Source organism: Halorubrum sp. Hd13 (assembly GCF_002252755.1).
Taxonomy (GTDB): domain Archaea; phylum Halobacteriota; class Halobacteria; order Halobacteriales; family Haloferacaceae; genus Halorubrum.
In genome coordinates, this window is sequence record NZ_NHOY01000121.1 from 14,507 (window position 1) to 33,557 (window position 19,051).

Consider the following 19,051-nt stretch of genomic DNA (forward strand, 5'->3'; position numbering starts at 1 on the left):
ACTGAGTTATCAGCTACAAATCGAGAGGTTTCTTTATCCAGCTTTGTCGGAGGAGTACCTTGGGTGAGCTTCGAGTAGATACTCTGCAGTCGTGACTTCGTAATCGGATCGAAAGCTTCGATCAGTTCGGTTTCCATGCGTACATACTGGCTATCGTTGTTCGCGTCTCCGCGGGCTGGGTGATACACCTTCTCGCTATCATACCGATCTCGGGCGTCCTCGTTAATTACCACAGCACAAAGACAGAAGGCGACTGCTTCGGTTCGTTGTCCAAAGCGTTGACCATCGATTTCGAATATGCGATCTACAACCACTTGCGTATGGAACTCAGACAACCCGAGTTGGGACGATATTCCCTGTGTCGTTTTTAGTTTGAGCTGGCGGTCATAATCCCCACCAATATCATCTATATCGTCTCGATTCTTCCAGTGATTGTCTCGATTATGCTTATCCAGCTTTGCGTACCGCTGTCTCTGCCTATATGAGAGCTGGCGAGGGTCGTACACTTTCCCCTCCGAATCGTAGGCGATCTCGGTTCGATTACCCTCTTCCAGAGACTGCTTCCGAGCTTGTGCTTCCTCAGCTTCTGTTGGCGGTCTTTCCTCAGGAGGAACCCACTTTGAGGGAGCAGTAGGAACGGTGTTTGAATCAGATTCTGAGCCTGCGGCTGGGGTAGTAGATATAGACATAACAATCAGGACAGCTACAAAATCCACCCGCCAATAGTGGCAGATCTATCAAAGAACTGTCTACAGTTAATAGACGTGCCGTAGATACTTAATACTGCCTATTAGGGTCAAAGAAGCAGTATATGGGCAGAATTTCTAATGTGAACTGATCCCGTGATTCGAATATATAACATATTTCTACCATTCAAAACCGCTTGACTTCATCTGGAAGTAATAGTACCAACCGAGCAGTACTACCGTCTGTTGAGAGACCTCCCATGCGCTCGGTTCCATACGATTCAATAGTCCCAGAAATTGGCCGTTCAAGCAACCCTAATTTTCTCACCTCACACCAAAAATCTTAGAGAGGCGGCCACTTATTAATGCGCTCAGAAGATCGACGAATGTTCCAACTTAGTTTATGTTATTTGGTATGACGTACAGAATATAAGATATGTTTAATATATCTGGCAGCCGGTCTGCGGGCCGATGCTCTCAGACTACTCAGGAGCGGTTTTCACACCGTGACGAACATAACCTTTCAGACCACGGTGGTATCCAACTGCGGGCCTGTCAGGCATCGGAGAATCGCTCTGAGGTATAGGTCACTCCTCGCAATCAGATTCGTGGTTGCGAGCTACACTTGACAGGATCTCGACCGGCCTACCTACAAGTATCTATTATTAGATCCTCATTCCAGACTTCAACGCATTGAGTCGGATTAAGTACCGACTGTAATTGTCCTACTATTAGTTGTCCAGTAGTATGAATCGTATATTACAACGCATTGAGGGGAGGAAGTAGTGGACGTAACTTGTTAGTGTAATAGTGTACCGTAGTATGAATTGTATATTATAACGCATTGAGGGGAGGGAGTGGTGTTGTAGCTGTTGCTGTAGTAGTAGCTGTCGCTGTAGTAGCGTGTGCGTGCGGGCGCTGCTGTTGTTGTGCCGCACCGCGCGCGGGCCAGCGGTGTGGTGTCATTAAGTAATGCTATCACGGCCCCAGTATGCTGTGTGAGATGCCTACGACAGTACTCCGACTCAAAGGAGCGTAACTACGGGTGATTGTATGGAACTCACTCACGCAGAAGTTGTATTCAGACAATTGCCAGCCACGGACGAAGCACAATATGAGTGTCATCCGCATACCTATCAGAATAATTTGTATTATTTAATTCTGGTAGTTACGTGTTATAATAGAGATCTCGGCGGTGAACACGGAAGGGGATATGCCGACTCAATGCGAAACTATCCGCGAGCAACGCTTGCGATTCAGAATCATATAATGTTCAGCCAGAAAGCGAGTAAGAATCAATGAATTAAGACGACCTCTTTAATTCTTTAGTAATTTATTTGATAGGTATTAATTGGGTGAAGCACGTATCAATGGTATGTTCTTCCGGTTAGATCAGACCGCTGATTACTGTGTCTATTACCGCGATACAGAGGATGACCGTGCTAACCACGTCGTATCTGATGGCCGGTCTATCTGTTCTCACTCGGTTGACGTCCCCGAAGACAGTTCATTGACGCCATTCGATGATATCTCGAACGAAGAGTGGTCATCACTTCTCAACTCCAATTCCGACCTCTGTACCTCGTGTCGGAAGTTCGCAGTACGGGGAGAGATTGTCCCCGAACAGTTCGTAGAGGATGAGCAGAAAGAGAACCAGATCCCAGATAATGAGGTATGCCCACCAGTCGAAGGCTACCATGTCTATTATCGAAAAGGGACTGCTCTCAATCCCAGCCCTCGTGATCATATTGTAGATGGCGGAGAAGCGCTGTGTAATTACGGGGTTAACGTATCGACAGCAGATTCTCTGAAGCCAGTCGAAAATATCTCTGCGGGAGAGTGGTCAGTACTTCTCGGTAGCAACTCGAACCTCTGTGGTGACTGTTGGGAAGCTGCGGAATGGGATGGAATCTTCCCCGAAGATCTTGACGAGGAGCCGGAGTACGAGTGTCCACATTGTGGAGAGCCTGCAGTAAAAGTCAAACTGAGCCATGTCGCGTATGTTCATCACGGTTCGGCAGCTCCTGGACGCGGCACTGTCCACAAAGTTCCTCGTGAACACTACGAAGAGTGGCGTCGTAATCAGTAATCCTTAGAGACGTACAAAGGCACCTACAGAAGAGAGTAGTGCGACTCAATGCGTTACTACTCGCAATCGATATTTCTGAGGTATCACGTATGGTTTTAGTACGCCAGAGTTCGGAAACCCTACACCACGCGCCCGTATCGCGAGAACTTATCAAGCCGCTCATTCGACCAATGATACGCGTTCCCGCGCCCGCCGCGACGATAAGTGACGTATCCCTCTTCGTCCAGTTCCTTCATCAGCTCGCCCACCTGTCGATCTCCAACTGAGGTATCCGCCGCGATCTCGTCGTTCTTCCACTCTCCATCAGGCCACTCCTCTGAGGAACGGATCGCGTTCACAACTTGGACCATCCCTTTGGACCATGTGTTGACCTCCAAGCGTTCGTCAGCTTCCACCCACCAAGGCAAACGCGAAGTATGAACGTACACTGTCGCACCTTTTTCCCCATCACTTTGAGTCCGCCCGAAGCGCATGATCGCCTGAAGGACTTCTTTCTCGACGACGTCTCCGAAGAGTGCGTTCCCGAAGCCTCCGAAGTTCAAGTTCATACCCTTCATCACATTCCCGTCTTCGTCCTCTTCTCGTGAAACTGCTCTACCATCGATCGCTCCCCATCGGATTACGGCTTCTCCCTCCGGAGGGTGAGGACTACCAATAACGACTCCAAGCCGTGTTTCTGCGAACTTGTTACTCCCTTTGAGGTTCCCATAGTGTTCCGCCACCTCAATATGTTCTTGTACGCCAGTCGATTCGTACCGTTCCTTTGCTTGCTTGGAGGTGATGACAGCTGGCCGGGAGCCTTCCTCCTCGTGGATGCTCTCTAAGAGTGCGCCGTCAGAATCGACATTGACGTGAGATCCACTCTGATACGGCTTTGCTCCAGCGTCTGTCTGTTTTATTTCGAGACCAAGGACTTCTTGGAGGTATGCTCGCTTCTCCTCCTCCGAGTCCAATACCTCCTCATGTTCTATCCAGTTCTTTCCAAGGGCCATTCGCCACTTCGAGATAGTAGGGGTGCCATCCAGAGCGACAACACTCTCTGCGGCGTAGAACGGTGGAGGAATTAGAACAGTCCACTCGTCTTCGGGACTTCTGACTGCTACTCGGCCGGAACCGAGTTCAGCATATTCCCACTCGTTCTCCAAGAGTTCGAACTCGATAGCAGCATGAGTTAGCAGTGGAGCGTGAGCATGGAAGTGAGGACTCTGTTGGAGGACAACTCGTGTATCCCGGTGGGAATAGAATCCTAAGTCCTCCTTCCACTCGGAGACAACTTCTTCGTGTTCATCGTTATCATGCCGATGATGGAGGTCTTTCCAGTTCTCGAAGGGAAAAGCATCCTCACTTTTCAGGTAGTTACTCACCGCCCTCGTCGCATCGTTGTGAGTCGGCTCAAAGAAGTAAGAGTCTCCAGGGAACTCGTCAATAGCGACATAGCGGTCTTCGAGATAGTCCCCATTGTGAGCTTGGAGGTAGTGACCGATCAGTACGTCGTAGTTCTCAGGATCAAACTCCCGTTTCTCCATGTACCGACAGGGTCCGTCGAGCTGGCACGGGAGATCTCTGCCAAAGTACCGTTGTGCTTCTCGGTGGATCTCTGCTCCTGAAATACCGGACTTATACAGTTCATTGACTCTCGCCTCAATGCGATGATCCTCTCCAATGGTTTCGCACTCATGTTGAAACGCCGGTAGTACGAGGTAGTCTAATCCTTGTTCCCCACACCACTTCTCGTACTGTCCGTACAACTCTCGTCGAGAAGTGAAGATCGTCAGTGGATTACCCGTTCTCTCAGCCCACTTGACGGCGTGGTAGCTCTTTCCCATTGCAGGGAGAGCTTCAACGAGAGTGGTACCCCCTTGTTTGAACGCTTGGTGTATGGATTCATCGAGACGGTTACGAATGGCATCAAGGGTCAGTTGTTTAGATTGATTTAGCAGACTGGAATCGGTGATACTCTGGTTGAAGAGAGGGAATGGATAAACAATTCGGATAAAGTCAAATTCAATCTTGATATAGACGTGAAACATGAAATATGATATGTAAATATTAATTGACTGATCGTATGGTCTGTAGTTATTTAATTACATTTCTAATAAATTTTTTCTATTACTAAAACTAATATAAATATAATATTAATAAAAATTACTGGAATAGAGAGCGGAGCTATTTTATACATCCTCTTGTATGTTATATATTTTGCTGGATCTTGCAATATATCTTTCGTTGTTGCCACTATTATAATAATAATTGAAATAATCACCACTCCACAAAATGCAAGAGAACTCAAATCTTGTTGCAAATATAATTGAATACCAGCTATGACTGTTATCGCTGCGCCGGTATACATCTGAAGAAAATCAAAAGCGTATTCTGCGAACTCCTTCACCTGATTTCTTGCCCCATTTCCCATCTGATCTTCACGTATTTCATCCATCCACTCAGTAAAATATTTCATGAAAACGCATGTTAAAACTGGAGAAAGAAATTCAATCAGAATTGAGGATATAAATGGAATAGACTTTATTATAATTACCATTTTCAGTTCATCTATTCAGTTTACATTCACCTCTATTGTTTCGTCAATATCAGGGTCGGCACTTATGACAATTTTATAACATTTTATTTTTGTTCTAATATCTTCAGAGGTTTTCTGGCTATGTGCAGCCTGAATATCAATGTCAACAGTTTCTGTTTCTGGGCTAGTTACCCCTGGCTTTATAAAGATTGAATCTTCCCACTCCTTGCTACTGCCGTTGAATTCTACATCTCCATCAACGCTCTCGCACTCAACTTTCACCCCTACGCAGTGCCCATTATGATTTGTAATCTTCAGGTGGTATCTTGATGCAGGAGGAACATTACACTCTGGCGTGTTCCCGGATGTGGTCTTGATATAACAATCGATCCCCAGAGGTGTCTGTTTTGAACCTGGGTTTGCCTCGCAATCAGCTGTCGACATGATCACCTAAGAAATCGTCAATGTCTTCGACCACTTCAGGTGGTAGCTTCTTTCTTTCTGTGTCTGAGTATACGAGTTCAATTAGGTCTGTGTTTGGTTCTTTGGCGGCTACACCGATTTTACTCTGATACTCCTCATTGGATGTTCGTTTCCATCTCAAGCTATGGTCAGATCCGTAAACAACAAAAAATTCAGCATCATCTATCTGTGCTTCTTCAATTTCATCGATTTCGCCCTCAACAGAGTCTTCTTTACCTTCCAGCATGACCTCTTTGTGACCAGGCGTCCTTTCCCTGCTGATAACTACAAATTCACTAAACAAGATATTGCTGTTCCAGTTGGCAGAGAATCTATCCTCATATGCCTCAATGATGATGTCTTGGAGATCTTCACCGCTCCGCCAGACCGCTGGAAGTTCGAGTCTAGTCATAGAAGGATGATGTGACTACCGCGACACCCACCTCCAGGTGATCTAGTTTGTACATGTGTAACACACAACATCGGGATCATAATAAATGTATCTTCTGGTCAGAACATTAATGACTATATCTGTGTGTTATTGTATAAGAGTGGTGCATCTTGCAAAGAATATCAGGGGTAACTTGCAAGGTTGATGGTTCCTACCTATCACTACCTCCGATCCACTGTCTTTGGCCCCGTTTTAATTGACTCACACGTTATTAGAGCGTCTTCTTGATGCTCTTGTGAGGTTAACCACTTCTTCATTACGCGGATTTACTTCTCTTCGCCCACATCTTGTCGCCAATATTGGATTGTCGCGCGCAATGACCAACCCGAAGTCCGGAAAGTTGATCCACTTGAGGGAGGAATGTTCCACCTCATACGATTGGAGTCGGCGTCACAACAGAGGGAAACCCAAAGGTAACCTCCCACTGCCCTGCCTCTGTTGACTCATGTCCGATAGCAGGCAGTTATTAGTGGTTGTAGCTACTACTTTTTACTGAACCCCGCTACGTATGGCGGTTTGGGACAAAAGTAGCCGGTGACTTAGTGAATTGCTGAGGGGGTGGAAGGCGAAAGCCTCCCCGTCATGCGGTTTGCTACTTCACAGAAGCGCGCAGCGCGTATGGGTTGGGGCGGATTCGAACCGCCGACCTGCTCCGTGTGAAGGAGCCGTCATAACCTGGCTAGACCACCAACCCGCTCGTGTCGAGGTATCCGACCTCCGGACTTAAGCGTTACTTTGTCGCGGGGATTCATTCCCCGGGCGTCCCACGATACGGCTATGACTCACAAGCTCCGGTTCCTCGAACGCGTCCGGCAGGGCCTCACGGGCCTGTTACATCTCCCGCTGTCGGCGATCGGCCTGTACGCCGAGCGGGAGACGCCCCGCGACCAGTACGCGCTCACGCTCCGCGACCCGTACACTATCGTCGAGGCGAGGCTGCATCGGCTCGGCTTCGTGCGCAACCTCGTCTCCTCGCTGAAGTTCCGGGACTACGCGACGCCGGAGGAGACGTCCGTCGCCAGCTGGGTTCGGTACCCGGACGGGGCCCTCGGGAGCGACTCACAGCTCCACCTCTCGCTGTACATCGGGCCGGACCGCTCGACGACCGACGTGTACGCGCACTGGGAGCCGTCGTGGATCCGCCATCCGATCCGCCACTACCGAGCGAACGACGTCGACGCCGAGGAGGGGATCGATCGCGTCCGGGCGCTGTTCGAGCGGGAGGGGGTCGAGTACTCCGTGGTGCCGGCCGACGAGCGGCTCACCGTCGGGACGGAGCCCGCCGAAAATTGAACCGTTACTCCTCGGCGGCGTCGTGGCCGCGGTACTCCTTCACGCGCGCTCGGGCCGAGGCGACCGCCTCGCGGGCCTCGCCCTCCGCGCGCTCTTCCAGCTTCTTCAGGTCGTCCTGAATTCGGTCCAGCCGCGAGGGCTCCGGCTCCTCCTCTTCGGCGCCGACGAACTCTTTCACGCGAGCCTCGACGGGCTCCAGCTCCTCTTTTACGCCCGCCTTCGCGTGTTCCGCCGCGCGACCGAGGTAGTACCGTGCGTCTTCGAAGTGCTTGCTCATATCTGTCCTTTGGAAGCCGACGGATATATTCTTTGTGGCTCTTTCGAGGCGACAGGAAGGTGCGGCCGCTCGGAACGCGGCGCGTCCGCTCTCGGGGCGGCGCTGCGGACGGCACGAGAAAGTGGTCGCGAGCGTCAGTACGACGGCGACTCCTCGGGCTCGCCGTCGCGCGCGTTCGCGACCCGGCCGAGCGTGAACAGCAGATCCGAGAGGCGGTTGAGGTAGGAGACCACCGCCTCGTTGATCGCCTCGGAGCGCGCGAGCTCGACGACCCGTCGCTCGGCGCGGCGGGTCACGGTCCGGGCGTGGTGGAGGCGCGCGCCCGACTCGCCGCCGCCGGGCAGGACGAACGAGGTCAGCGGCTCCAGCTCCTCGTCGAAGCCGTCGATCCGGTCTTCGAGCGCTTCGACCAACTCGGGCTCGACCTGCGGGTCGTCCGGGTCCGGATCGGGGTTCGCGAGGTCGGCCTGTACCACGTGGAGGTGGTTCTGGACCGTCTCCAGCAGCTCGTCGAGGTCGTCGTACCCGGTCGGGCGCACGGTCCCGATCAGCGCGTTCGCCTCGTCGACGGTCCCGTACGCCTCGATCCGCGGGCTGGACTTCGACACGCGGCTCATGTCGCGGAGGTCGGTGTCGCCCTGGTCGCCGCGTCCGGTGTAGATGGTCATGCGAGGGTCCGGTCGACGTACTCCACGATGTTCGCGCTCTCGGCCATCGTCACGCCGCGTTCCTCGTCGATCAGGACGGGGACGCCGCGCTGGCCGCTGACCCGCTTCACCTCGTCGCGGTCGGAGTGAAGCGCGTCGACCCACTCGGTCTCGTACTCGATCCCGGCTTCGTCGAGCGCGTCGGCCGCCTTCTCGCACCACGGACACCCGTCGAGCGCGTAGAGTCGAATCGCCATGCTCGACCGATCGGCGCGCGGCGGCAAGAAGGTACGGTGTCGGCGGGGGACCGTCCGCCGACCGACGAGTCGGTCGCCGCTCGCGAGACGCTACAGGTCATGGTACGACGCCATCCCCTCGCGGAACGCCGGCGGGACCGGCGCGGGCTCGCCGGAGTCGGGGTCGAGGCTGACGAGGGTCGCCTCGCCCTCGGCGACGACGGCACCGTCGACTCGCAGCTCGTGCGTCATGGTCACGCTCGATCGGCCGAGCTCGACCACGTCGAGCGCGACCGTCACGGCCCCGTCTGCCAGCTCGACCGGTCGACGGAAGTCGAGCGAGAGCGACGCCAGCACCGTCGACACGCTGGAGAGGTCGGCGTCGAGGACGTCTCGGAAGTACTCCGTCCGGGCCTGTTCGACGTACGTCGCGTAGACGGCGTTGTTGACGTGACCCATCGCGTCGATGTCGCGGAAGCGGACGTCGATCTCGGTCGTGAACGTGCTCATGTCGGGTCGTCCGCGGGAGGCGGTATGTAGGCGTCGGGAGCGGTCGCCGACCGATCCCGACGGCGATCGATCGAAATGGGGGCGTCGTCAGTACAGCAGCTCGTCGTCGTTCTCGATCATGTACAGCGACCGCGCGGCGATGTTGACGGCGTGGTCGCCGACGCGTTCGAGGTCGCGGATCGTGAGGAGGAGCCGCGAGACGTTCTGCATCGTTCCCTCCACGTCGGCGTCCTCGCGGAGCTCGTCGCGCTCGATGAGGTCGCGGACGACGAGGTCGCTCGCGGCCACGCAGGCGGCGTCGACGTCGTCGTCGGCCTCAGCGACGGCGTGACACAGGTCCGGGTCCGAATCCGCGTACGCCTCCATCGCTTCCTCCAACATCGTCAGCGTGTCGTCGCCGATGCGCTGGACGTCGACGTCGGGGAACACCTCGCGGTCGGCCTGCTTCGCGTACTCGCCGAGGTTCGTCGCCAGGTCAGCGATCCGCTCGAGGTCGGTGATGATCTTGAACGAGGCCGCGATGAACCGCAGATCGCCCGCCACCGGCTGCTGGAGCGCGATGAGGTCGGTGCACTGCCCCTCCAGTTCGAGGTACAGGTCGTTGATCTCGGCGTCGCCGGCGATGACCTCGTCGCCCAGATCGCCGTCTTGGCGCTCCAAGGCGTCGAGGCCCATCCGGAGCCGCTCGGCGACGACCTCGCTCATGTAGAGCACGTCGGCGCGGAGCTCCTCCAGCTTCGACTGGTACTGTTCGCGTGGCATCGTCTTGGCGTATCCGCCTCACCGGACGTATAAAAACACGTCGCCGACCGAACGATCGGTTTCGCTCCCACCGATCGACGCGGGGCCGATCGCGTCACGGTGGCGGGTTCGGCCGAGGTCGCGTTCGACCGCCTCACGTTCGACCGAGTGCCGTGATCCCTGACGAGTCGGACCGGACGAGAGTTCGGGGTCGACTACGACTCCGTGCCGATCGCGTCGTCGACGGCGTCCACCGAGTCGTCGGCGGTACGCCCCGGGAGGAACGTCCCGGTCTCGCGGCGAACGCCGACGAGCAGCGCGACCCCCGCGGCGAGCGGCATGACCGCGCAGGCGGCGTAGATCGGCGCGAAGCCGACCGTCTCGATCAGCGGTAACGACACCATCGGCCCGAGCCCGCCGCCGATGTCGCCGAACACGTTGTTCGTCCCGGAGGCCCGCCCCATCCGCTCGTCGGGGGTCAGGTCGGCGAGCAGCGCCATCATCGGGCCGCTCGTTCCGCCCTGTCCGGCGCCGATGAAGACGCAGGCGAGCGCGAGGTCGACGACCGATCCCGACCGGGCGAGCAGCAGGAACCCGACAAACGAAACGACGAGGAAGGTCAACAGGATCGGCGTGCGCGACTCCCGCGTGTCCGATATCCGACCGCCGACGATCATGAAGAAGGAGGCGGAGACGACGGTGCCGGCCATGAACAGCCCCGAGGTCCCCTGCGGGGCGAGCCCGAACAGGGAGATGTCGTTCTCGCCGAGGAACAGCACGAGCGTGGAGAACAGCGCGCCGATGTACGCGAACAGGAGCCCGAAGTTGACGAGCCCGACGGTGAGCGCGGGGACCGAGGTGTCGACGTCCCACGGCTTGATCGAGTCCCCCGAGCGGTCGCCCGTGACGTGCGTCTCCGGGACGTACCGGTGGGCCACGACGCTGGCGGTGAGCGCGAACGCGGCGGCGACGGCGAAGGCGGCCGCGTTGCCCGCCAGTGACGAGACGACCCCGCCGAGCACGAGCCCGGCCGGGAACCCCATCGTGATCCCGCCGCGGACGACGCCCATGTTCGTCCCGCGCGACCCGCTGTCGGAGAGGTCGGCGGCGATGGTGTAGGCGGTCGCGAACACCGCGGCGGAGCCGAACCCCCAGAGGACCCGCGCGAGGAGGAACCACGTCTCCGGCGCGACGAAGACAGACAACGGGGCGAGCCACCAGTCCGGGCCGATCGCGACGGCGCCGACCGCGGCCCGCGGGAGCGCCGCCGCGAGCGGGCGGAGCGACTCGGCCGGCGGCATCGCGAGCGCGACGACGTACCCGAGCGTCGCGATTCCCTCGACCAGCAGTCCGTACACGAACGGCTTGCGCGTCCCGTACCTGTCGACGAGGGCGCCGGCCGGCCCGTTCGCGACGAGCCGCACCCAGCGGTTCGCCGAGAGGATGACGCCGACCATGAACGCCGAGATTCCGAGGACGGCGCCGAGGTTCGGCAGGATCGGGAAGACGACTCCGCCGCCGAACCCGACGAAGAACGTGCTGGCGATGACAGCGAGCAGCACGGTGGGCGGGCGATCGAAGCCGAACCGTCCCATCTCAGACACCTCGCGGGGACGCCGCGTCTCCTTCGCGCCGTTCCGGCGCCGACCCGTTCCCCGACCGCGTCGGTGTCGCGGTCATTCCGTCTCGTCGTCGCGGCTCATCGCGGCGATCCCGTCCTCAAGCGAGGGGAGCGCCACCCCATCGGCGAGCAGCGGCGCGACGATCCGCTGGAGGGTCGCCTCGGCGACCCGCCGGGTGTATGTCGGCTCGGGGAGGTCGTCGACGGCCGTCGCGTCGCCGCCCTCGGCGGTAGCGCCGTCACCGTCCGCGTCGGCCTCGTCACTATCGCCCGCCCCGTCGGCCTCGTCTCCATCGCCCGCCCCGTCGGCCTCGTCTCTATCGCCCGCCCCGTCGCCGTCCCCGCCGGTGAGCGTGATCTGTCGGGTCCGCGCGCCGTCGAGCGTCGCGACCACGAGCGCCGCCGTCTCCTCGACGTCGACCTCGCGGAACGTCCCGTTCTCGATCCCCGATTCGAGGATGTCGGCGACGGTGCCGCGGAGCAGGCGGTCGCTCCTGACCAGCTGTTCCCGGATCCGCTCGTTGAACGGCCCCTGCGTCCGGAGTTCGAGGAGGGCGATGTGGAACGCCTCGCGGTCGACGGCGTCGGCCTCGAAGACGAACCAGCCGACGAACCCCGCGAGCCGCTCGATCGGGGGCTCGTCGGCGTGAGCTCGGATCCGAGCCTCGGAGTCGGTGATGACGTAGTCGAGGAACGCGACGAGCAGGTCCTCCTTCGTGTCGTAGTGGTAGTGGAGCAGGGACTTGCTCTTCGAGCACTCGTCGGCGATGTCCTGCATCGTCACGTCGGCGTAGCCGTGGGCGCGGAGCGCGCGGTAGACCCCGTCCATGATCTCCTCGGCCGCGCTCGGCTGATCGCTCATTGACTGACCGGTCAGTCAGCGACCGGTAAATCCCTATCGGTCGGGGTTCGAACGGCCGGTTCGCGGGTCGCCTTCGGTCCCCGTTCGTCGACTGCCGACCCCCGCTCGCTGCCCGTCGGGCCGCGTTTCCCGACCGTCGACCGCCGGGCCGCGACTGGACCGGCGGCTCACGGGCGTAGAACGGTCGAAAAGCCGATACAACCTCGAAACGTCGACGTCAGCGGTTACAGACGGGTGACGTTCGTGGCGCGCGGACCCTTGTCCGCCTCCTCGATGTCGAACTCGACTTCCTGACCTTCCTCCAGGTCCGGGCCGCCGACGTCCTCCATGTGGAAGAACACGTCCTCGTCCGCGTCGTCAGTCTCGATAAATCCGTAGCCGCCGGTGTCGTTGAAGAAGTCAACCTTCCCTTTCGCCATTGCGTCCGTAAGAGCGGGAGGAGTACATAAAAGGCTTCCGCGAGCGGGGGCTCTGTGTCAAGAGCAAACACACCCCCGATACGGCGGGCCGCTGTCGGGGTCGATCCCGCCGTGTTAGAAACTACTATACGACCCCAGTGCGGAACCGTTAGATATGAGTCAGTCGTACAATCGAGGCCTCATTGAGGACTTCAGTCGGTGGCGGGAGTTCGAGGCGGGGATGTGGGCCTGGATCTTCCATAAGTTCACGGGCTGGGTGCTTATCGGATACCTGTTCACCCACATCGCCGTGTTGAGTACCGGTATCCCTGCGGCAGGCGCGAGCGAAGCCGCGATCATGGCCGGAGAGGACGTGTACACCCAGACGATCGTCAGCCTCGAGAGCCTGCTGTTGGTGCGGCTCTTGGAGGTCGGCCTGCTCGCGGTGGCCGTGTTCCACATGCTCAACGGCACCCGGCTCCTCCTCGTCGACCTCGGGGTCGGCCTGGACGCACAAGACAAGAGCTTCTACGCGTCACTCATCCTGACCGGAGCGATCACCGTCGCGTCGGTGCCGACGTTCATCGCGGGGGCGTTCTGAGATGGCGGAGCGCTACTCCTCGTTCAAATCCGGCGGTCGGATGTGGCTGCTCCAGCGGGTCACGGCGGCGTTCCTGCTCGTCGTGCTGGCGTTCCACTTCTTCCTGCTCCACTTCGTCCACCACGCTGACGAGGTGTCGTTCCTCGCCAGCTCGGGGCGGATGGAGAGCCTGAGCTACTACTCGCTGATGATCCTCTTCCTCGTGACGGCGACGTTCCACGGGGTCAACGGCGTCTACAACGCCCTCGTCAACCAGGGACTCACCGGCACCAAACGCACCGTCATCAAGTGGACCCTCGTCGCCGCGAGCGCGGTCCTGATCGTTCAGGGCGTGCGCACCGCGAACGCGTGGGCGGGAATCGGACTCTACTGAACCGACCATGAGCACACAGATACCGAAGCAGACCGAGGAATCGAGCGAGACCGAAGCGGAGACCGACGTCGCCTCCAAGGGCGACGAACGGCGGGCCGAGAAGCGCCGCCGGGCCGCGGAGGAACGCGCCCGCAGACAGGCCGAGGAGGCCGAGAAGGCCGCGGCCGACGAGGACACGATCGAGCTGAAGGTGTTCCGATACGACCCGGAGGTGGAGGGGAAACAGGAACCCCGATTCGACACGTTCCACGTTCCCTTCACGAAGGGGATGACCGTCCTCGACGCCCTGATGTACTCGCGGGATAACTACGACTCCTCGCTCACGTTCCGTCACTCCTGTCGGCAGGCGGTGTGCGGTTCGGACGCCATGTTCGTCAACGGCGGCCAGAAGCTGGCGTGTAAGACGCAGATCGTCGACCTCGAGGAGCCGATCCGCGTCGAGCCGCTCCCGCACGCCGAGGTCGAGAAGGACCTCGTCGTCGACATGGAGCACTTCTACGACCAGATGGAGGCCGTCGAGCCGTACTTCCAGACGGACGAGTACCCCGACGGGGAGCTGGAGGAGCAGCGCCAGACGCGGGAGAACCGCGAGAAGGTGAAGATGTCGACGCGCTGCATCTGGTGCGGCGCGTGCATGTCCTCGTGTAACATCGCCGCCGGCGACAACGAGTACCTCGGGCCCGCCGCGATCAACAAGGCGTACCGGTTCGCCATGGACGAGCGCGAGGGCGAGGAGATGAAACAGAAGCGGCTGGAGATCATCGAGCAGGAGCACGGCGTCTGGCGGTGTCAGACCCAGTTCTCCTGTACCGAAGTGTGCCCGAAGGACATCCCCCTCACCGAGCACATCCAGGAGCTGAAGCGCGAAGCGGTGAAGAACAACCTGAAGTTCTGGTAACGGCGGGAGACACTCTCAAGGGCATTCGGAACCAACCGACTATCATAACCACAATGCACGAACACGACGTCATCGTTGTCGGCGCCGGGGGGGCGGGACTCCGGGCGGCGATCGCAGCACAGGAAGCCGGGGCCGACGTGGCCATCGTCTCGAAACTGCACCCGGTCCGCTCGCACACGGGCGCGGCCGAGGGAGGAATTAACGCGGCGCTGCGCGACGCCGACTCCTGGCAGGACCACGCATACGACACCATGAAGGGGTCGGACTACCTCGGCGACGCGCCGGCGGTCGAGGCGCTCTGTCAGGAGAGCCCGGAGGAGGTCATCCAGCTGGAACACTGGGGAATGCCGTTCTCCCGCGAGGAGGACGGTCGCGTCTCCCAGCGCCCGTTCGGCGGGCTCTCGTTCCCCCGGACGACGTACGCCGGCGCCGAGACCGGCCACCAGATGCTCCACACGATGTACGAGCAGGTGGTCAAACGCGGCGTTACGGTGTACGACGAGTGGCACGTGATGGACCTCGCCGTCACCGACGAGGACGACCCGGCCGACCGCACCTGCCACGGCGTCGTCGCCTACGACATCCAGAGCGGCGAGGTCAGCGGCTTCCGCGCCGACAACGGCGTCATCCTCGCGACGGGGGGGATGGGGCAGGTGTTCGACCACACCACCAACGCGGTCGCGAACACCGGCGACGGCGTCGCGATGGCGTACCGCGCCGGCGTCCCGATGGAGGACATGGAGTTCATCCAGTTCCACCCGACCACGCTGCCGTCGACGGGGGTCCTGATCTCGGAGGGGGTCCGCGGCGAGGGCGGCATCCTCTACAACAGCGAGGGCGAGCGGTTCATGTTCGAGCACGGCTACGCGAACAACGACGGCGAGCTCGCCTCCCGCGACGTGGTCTCCCGCGCCGAGCTGACCGAGGTCAACGAGGGGCGCGGCATCGAGGACGAGTACGTCCACCTCGACATGCGCCACTTGGGCGAGGAGCGCATCCTCGACCGGCTGGAGAACATCCTCCACCTCGCGGAGGACTTCGAGGGCGCCGACGGGCTCACGGAGCCGATGCCCGTCAAGCCCGGTCAGCACTACGCGATGGGCGGCATCGAGACGAACGAGCACGGCGAAACCGCCATCGACGGGCTGTACGCCGCCGGCGAGTGCGCCTGCGCGTCGGTCCACGGCGCGAACCGCCTCGGCGGCAACGCGCTCCCGGAGCTCATCGTCTTCGGCAAGCGCGCCGGTCGTCACGCCGCCGGCGAGGACATGGGCGAGGCAACGGTCACGACCGGGAAAGACGGCGAGTGGGAGGCCGCCGACTACGAGTTCGAGATCGAGGTCGGCGAGACGGGCGGGAAGGGCCCCGCCGCGGCCGACGGCGGCGCGGTGGCGTCCGACGCCGAGAGCGTCCTCGGTGCCACCGTCGAGCGCGCCAAGGACCGAGTCGACGAGCTCCTCGCGCGCAAGGGCCGCAACCACGCGGAGATCCGCTCGAAGGTCCAAGAGACGATGACGGCCAACGTCAACGTGTTCCGCGAGGAGGGCCGGCTCGAGGAGACGCTCGGCGACCTCCGCGAGGCGCGGGAGGCGTACAAGGACGTCGCCGTCTCCGACCCGTCACGGACGTTCAACACCGACCTGATCCACACGATGGAGACGCGGAACATCCTCGACATCGCCGAGGCGCTCACGATGGGCGCGCTCGCGCGCAAGGAGTTCCGCGGCGCTCACTGGCGGAAGGAACACCAAGAACGCAAAGACGAGAACTGGCTGAAGCACACGCTCGTCTCGTGGAACGACGGCGAGCCGGAGCTGTGGTATAAGCCGACGATCCTCGAGGGCGAGAACAAGACGTACGAGCCGAAGAGCCGGTCGTACTGAGCCGTCGGACGCGACGCGATCGCGCCGACCCGGTCGCCCCGGGGCGACCGGGTCGGGCACGATCGTTCCGGATCGTTCACGGTCTCCTATCCGTCGTCGGTCGAAAGAGTCGGCGCGTTCCGGCGTCGACACTCTCTGCGCGGCGATCTCGCGATCGACGAACTGTCGTTTTTGGCCGATAGGAACCGTCTCGTTACCGTTCCGATCGATTACGACGATCGTTGAATAGGGGATTTATTATCGTCGAACTCGACGCTTCGGACAAGATGTTAGAGACACGCACCGCGGCGCCGGCCCTGCCGTCGGAGCTGCAGTCGCCCCGCGCGAAGCTCGTGTACCTGTACCTGACGACGAACGGCGACGCGACCGTCTCGGAGATGGGCGACTCGCTCGGGATGAAGAAGATCTCGCTGTACAGCATCCTGAAGACCCTCAAGCGAGAGGGGATGGTCGACTGCGACGGCGAATCCTACCAGCTGAACTGAGCCCTCGCCCCGCCGCGTTCTGAAGACTCCGCGACCCCCCAGCGGAGCGTTTAGGGGCTCGCGGGACGCAGTACGTCCGTGGACGCGAATCAACAGGAGTTCCGGAACCCGTTCGGGATGGACACGGCCTGCGAGAACTGCCCCGAGCTGTGCGACGCGCGGGAGCGCGTCGTCCACGGGTACGGTGACGTGGGCGCCGAGTTCCTCGTCGTCGGGACCGGGCCGACCGCGGCCGCCGAGGAGAACGGCGTCCCGTTCACGGGCGCGGAGGGCGGCGAGCGGGTCCAGTCCATTTTCGCCGACCTCGGGTTCGTGCGCTCGTCGCCGGACGCGGCGGAGCCGGACGTTCAGAACGTCTTCTTCACGAGCCTGACGCGCTGCCGACACCCGGAGCGCGAGCCGACCGACCGCGAGGTCGACACCTGCGAGCCGTTCCTCAACGCGGAGATCCGGATGATCAACCCGCAGATAATCGTCCCCGTCGGGGAGCGGCCGCTCCGCGAACTCGCGGTCGAGTACACGACGCGGCGCCCCGACTCCTTCGACGTCGACGCCGAGCACGCGACGACCATCCGCGGCCGCGGGTTCGAGCTGGTGCCGATGAAGGAGCCGGAGTCGATGACCGACGCCGAGGCCGACGCTTTTCGCGATCACATGCGCGAGAACGTGTTGAGCCGGGATTACCGGCAGACGAAGGGCCGGCAGAGCCGCTGACAACCGAATTCCGGGGCGTCGCGAACCGCCGGTACAGCGATCTACCGGTGCCGCGAACCGCCGTCAGTCTTCGAGGTCGACGTCGCGGAGGATCTCCTCGGTCGCGTCCCGGCTGTCCGCCCCGAACGCGCAGTCGATGAGGATGTGGCCGCCGAGTGTCGACGGGGATATCACTTGATCGGCGCCGGCGCGGCGGAGCTTGTCCACGTTTTCGCGCTGCGTCACCGCCGCGACGATCCGCACGTCTGGGTTGAGCTGGCGGGCGGTAAGGATGGCGAGCGCGTCGCGCGCGTCGTCCTCGGTCGCGACGACGACCGCGCGGGCGCCGTCGAGGTTGACCCGTTCGAGCGGTTCCACGTCGCTGGGGTCCGCGGTGTACACCGGGACCTCGTGGTCGGCGAGCCGCCGGGCGGCCGTCTCGTCCGGCGTCACCACGGCGTAATCGACGCCGTCGCGCTCGTCGAGTTCTTCGAGTATCGGTTCCGTCAGGTCCCCGTAGCCGAGCACGAGGACGTGGTCGTCGAGGAGGTCTATCTGTCTGTCTGTCATCTTTCCGAGCGCCTTGGAGAGCTGCGCCTCGATGGCGGGCGTGAGGAGGACCCCGAGCGCCACCGCGAACGCGGCGACGTTCATCACGAGCGAGGAGAGCACGAACAGCTGGGCGATGTCGGCGGCCGCGCCGGCCTCCGGCGTCACGTCGCCGTAGCCGACCGTGGAGGCGGTGACGACGGTGAAGTAGAAGGCGTCGACGATCGTCTCCACCCCGTTGAACTGGTCGCGGAGCGCGTACGTGCCGACCGTTCCGTACGAGACGGCCGTCACGAGCGCTGCGCCCGCCGCGAGCTGCGTCGGCGACGGGGAGAAGCGCCTGTCGAATCGTCCGCGGTTGTAGACGAGCGGGGGCACCGACAGGACCGACAGCGCGACCAGCGGGAACGACAGCACCGACGCCTGCATCAGCCCCTGAATCGCGGTCAGGGGCAGCAGGACCGCCGTGGAGTGCCAACCCACCCGGTAGCCGTTCTTCAGCGCGAAGCCGCTGCCGAGCATCGCGAAGCCGGTGATCGTCCCCGTGAATCCGACCGTCTGGCGGACGACGTCGGGGACGAGAGGGGCGAGCGGCCCGTCGACGCCGAGCCCGCCGATCTGGGCGAGTCCGGCGAGGATCGACAGGACCGCGACCGCGAACGTCAGGGCGATGGACGCCCGCACGGTCACCCAGTCGCGGGTCAGCTCCATACCGGCCCGTCGCCGAGGCTTGACTTAAACCCCGCGAGGGCGGAGCGGCGGCGGCGACAGGGGTTTA

Annotated in this window: 21 protein-coding genes and 1 tRNA gene; 8 read left to right on the forward strand and 14 right to left on the reverse strand. The window is 60.6% G+C overall.

The genetic code is table 11. The annotated features are described in order from the left end of the window. Nucleotides 1–2,061: 2,061 nt before the first annotated feature. On the forward strand, nt 2,062–2,775 hold the full coding sequence (locus DJ81_RS18930) for a hypothetical protein (RefSeq protein ID WP_141212606.1): 714 nt from the start codon (nt 2,062–2,064) through the stop codon (nt 2,773–2,775). A 119-nt stretch (nt 2,776–2,894) separates the two neighbouring features. Here DJ81_RS18930 and DJ81_RS18935 read toward each other — a convergent pair whose 3' ends face one another. The 5 genes from DJ81_RS18935 to DJ81_RS16890 all read right to left on the reverse strand — a co-directional run bounded on the left by DJ81_RS18935 (nt 2,895) and on the right by DJ81_RS16890 (nt 6,900). Next, nucleotides 2,895–4,601, reverse strand: coding sequence for a hypothetical protein (locus DJ81_RS18935; protein WP_141212607.1), 1,707 nt, complete (start codon nt 4,599–4,601; stop codon nt 2,895–2,897). 266 nt (nt 4,602–4,867) lie between these two features. Further along, nucleotides 4,868–5,212, reverse strand: coding sequence for a hypothetical protein (locus DJ81_RS18940; RefSeq protein ID WP_141212608.1), 345 nt, complete (start codon nt 5,210–5,212; stop codon nt 4,868–4,870). A gap of 117 nt (nt 5,213–5,329) precedes the next feature. Beyond that, nucleotides 5,330–5,737, reverse strand: coding sequence for a hypothetical protein (locus DJ81_RS18945; RefSeq protein WP_141212609.1), 408 nt, complete (start codon nt 5,735–5,737; stop codon nt 5,330–5,332). Then, nucleotides 5,724–6,167, reverse strand: coding sequence for a hypothetical protein (locus DJ81_RS18950; RefSeq protein WP_141212610.1), 444 nt, complete (start codon nt 6,165–6,167; stop codon nt 5,724–5,726). Before DJ81_RS18950 ends, DJ81_RS18945 begins: the two co-directional genes overlap by 14 nt. A 658-nt stretch (nt 6,168–6,825) precedes the next feature. Next, a tRNA-Val gene (locus tag DJ81_RS16890) sits at nt 6,826–6,900 on the reverse strand. Nucleotides 6,901–6,983: 83 nt separating this feature from the next. Here DJ81_RS16890 and DJ81_RS16895 point away from each other — a divergent pair. After that, nucleotides 6,984–7,499, forward strand: a complete 516-nt coding sequence (locus tag DJ81_RS16895; protein WP_094590729.1) for a hypothetical protein — start codon at nt 6,984–6,986, stop codon at nt 7,497–7,499. A 4-nt stretch (nt 7,500–7,503) separates the two neighbouring features. Here DJ81_RS16895 and DJ81_RS16900 read toward each other — a convergent pair whose 3' ends face one another. From DJ81_RS16900 to DJ81_RS16935, 8 genes are all read right to left on the reverse strand, one after another. After that, nucleotides 7,504–7,776 carry a hypothetical protein gene (locus DJ81_RS16900; RefSeq protein ID WP_094590731.1) on the reverse strand — a complete coding sequence of 91 codons (273 nt, stop codon included), beginning with the start codon at nt 7,774–7,776 and terminating at the stop codon, nt 7,504–7,506. Between the two features lie 134 nt (nt 7,777–7,910). Continuing rightward, nucleotides 7,911–8,444, reverse strand: a complete 534-nt coding sequence (locus tag DJ81_RS16905) for a cob(I)yrinic acid a,c-diamide adenosyltransferase (RefSeq protein WP_094524677.1) — start codon at nt 8,442–8,444, stop codon at nt 7,911–7,913. Beyond that, on the reverse strand, nt 8,441–8,680 hold the full coding sequence (locus tag DJ81_RS16910; protein ID WP_094524678.1) for a glutathione S-transferase N-terminal domain-containing protein: 240 nt from the start codon (nt 8,678–8,680) through the stop codon (nt 8,441–8,443). The genes DJ81_RS16905 and DJ81_RS16910 overlap by 4 nt, the downstream gene beginning before the upstream one ends. A 90-nt stretch (nt 8,681–8,770) precedes the next feature. Continuing rightward, the gene (locus tag DJ81_RS16915; protein WP_094524679.1) at nt 8,771–9,169 is read right to left on the reverse strand and encodes a thioesterase family protein; all 399 of its coding nucleotides are present in this window, start codon (nt 9,167–9,169) and stop codon (nt 8,771–8,773) included. Nucleotides 9,170–9,256: 87 nt separating this feature from the next. Then, complete coding sequence (phoU, locus tag DJ81_RS16920; protein WP_094524680.1) at nt 9,257–9,931, reverse strand: phosphate signaling complex protein PhoU; 675 nt, start codon at nt 9,929–9,931, stop codon at nt 9,257–9,259. A 194-nt stretch (nt 9,932–10,125) separates the two neighbouring features. Next, nucleotides 10,126–11,505: an MFS transporter gene (locus tag DJ81_RS16925; protein WP_094590733.1), complete on the reverse strand. Its 1,380-nt coding sequence runs from the start codon at nt 11,503–11,505 to the stop codon at nt 10,126–10,128. A gap of 81 nt (nt 11,506–11,586) precedes the next feature. Beyond that, nucleotides 11,587–12,393 carry a TetR/AcrR family transcriptional regulator gene (locus DJ81_RS16930; RefSeq protein WP_094590735.1) on the reverse strand — a complete coding sequence of 269 codons (807 nt, stop codon included), beginning with the start codon at nt 12,391–12,393 and terminating at the stop codon, nt 11,587–11,589. 224 nt (nt 12,394–12,617) lie between these two features. After that, nucleotides 12,618–12,812, reverse strand: a complete 195-nt coding sequence (locus DJ81_RS16935; protein WP_092566404.1) for a cold-shock protein — start codon at nt 12,810–12,812, stop codon at nt 12,618–12,620. 154 nt (nt 12,813–12,966) lie between these two features. Here DJ81_RS16935 and sdhC point away from each other — a divergent pair, with 154 nt between their 5' ends. From sdhC to DJ81_RS16965, 6 genes are all read left to right on the forward strand, one after another. Then, on the forward strand, nt 12,967–13,392 hold the full coding sequence (gene sdhC / locus DJ81_RS16940) for a succinate dehydrogenase, cytochrome b556 subunit (RefSeq protein ID WP_094523690.1): 426 nt from the start codon (nt 12,967–12,969) through the stop codon (nt 13,390–13,392). A 1-nt stretch (nt 13,393) separates the two neighbouring features. Next, nucleotides 13,394–13,765, forward strand: a complete 372-nt coding sequence (locus DJ81_RS16945; protein ID WP_094523688.1) for a succinate dehydrogenase — start codon at nt 13,394–13,396, stop codon at nt 13,763–13,765. Between the two features lie 7 nt (nt 13,766–13,772). Further along, nucleotides 13,773–14,663: a succinate dehydrogenase/fumarate reductase iron-sulfur subunit gene (locus tag DJ81_RS16950; protein WP_094590737.1), complete on the forward strand. Its 891-nt coding sequence runs from the start codon at nt 13,773–13,775 to the stop codon at nt 14,661–14,663. A 53-nt stretch (nt 14,664–14,716) separates the two neighbouring features. Further along, on the forward strand, nt 14,717–16,546 hold the full coding sequence (locus DJ81_RS16955) for an FAD-binding protein (RefSeq protein ID WP_094590739.1): 1,830 nt from the start codon (nt 14,717–14,719) through the stop codon (nt 16,544–16,546). Nucleotides 16,547–16,812: 266 nt separating this feature from the next. Further along, nucleotides 16,813–17,031, forward strand: a complete 219-nt coding sequence (locus tag DJ81_RS16960; RefSeq protein ID WP_094523682.1) for a helix-turn-helix domain-containing protein — start codon at nt 16,813–16,815, stop codon at nt 17,029–17,031. A 78-nt stretch (nt 17,032–17,109) separates the two neighbouring features. Beyond that, nucleotides 17,110–17,745, forward strand: coding sequence for a uracil-DNA glycosylase family protein (locus DJ81_RS16965; RefSeq protein ID WP_094523680.1), 636 nt, complete (start codon nt 17,110–17,112; stop codon nt 17,743–17,745). Nucleotides 17,746–17,808: 63 nt separating this feature from the next. Here DJ81_RS16965 and DJ81_RS16970 read toward each other — a convergent pair whose 3' ends face one another. After that, the gene (locus tag DJ81_RS16970) at nt 17,809–18,984 is read right to left on the reverse strand and encodes an NAD-binding protein (RefSeq protein WP_094523678.1); all 1,176 of its coding nucleotides are present in this window, start codon (nt 18,982–18,984) and stop codon (nt 17,809–17,811) included. Nucleotides 18,985–19,051: the final 67 nt, after the last annotated feature.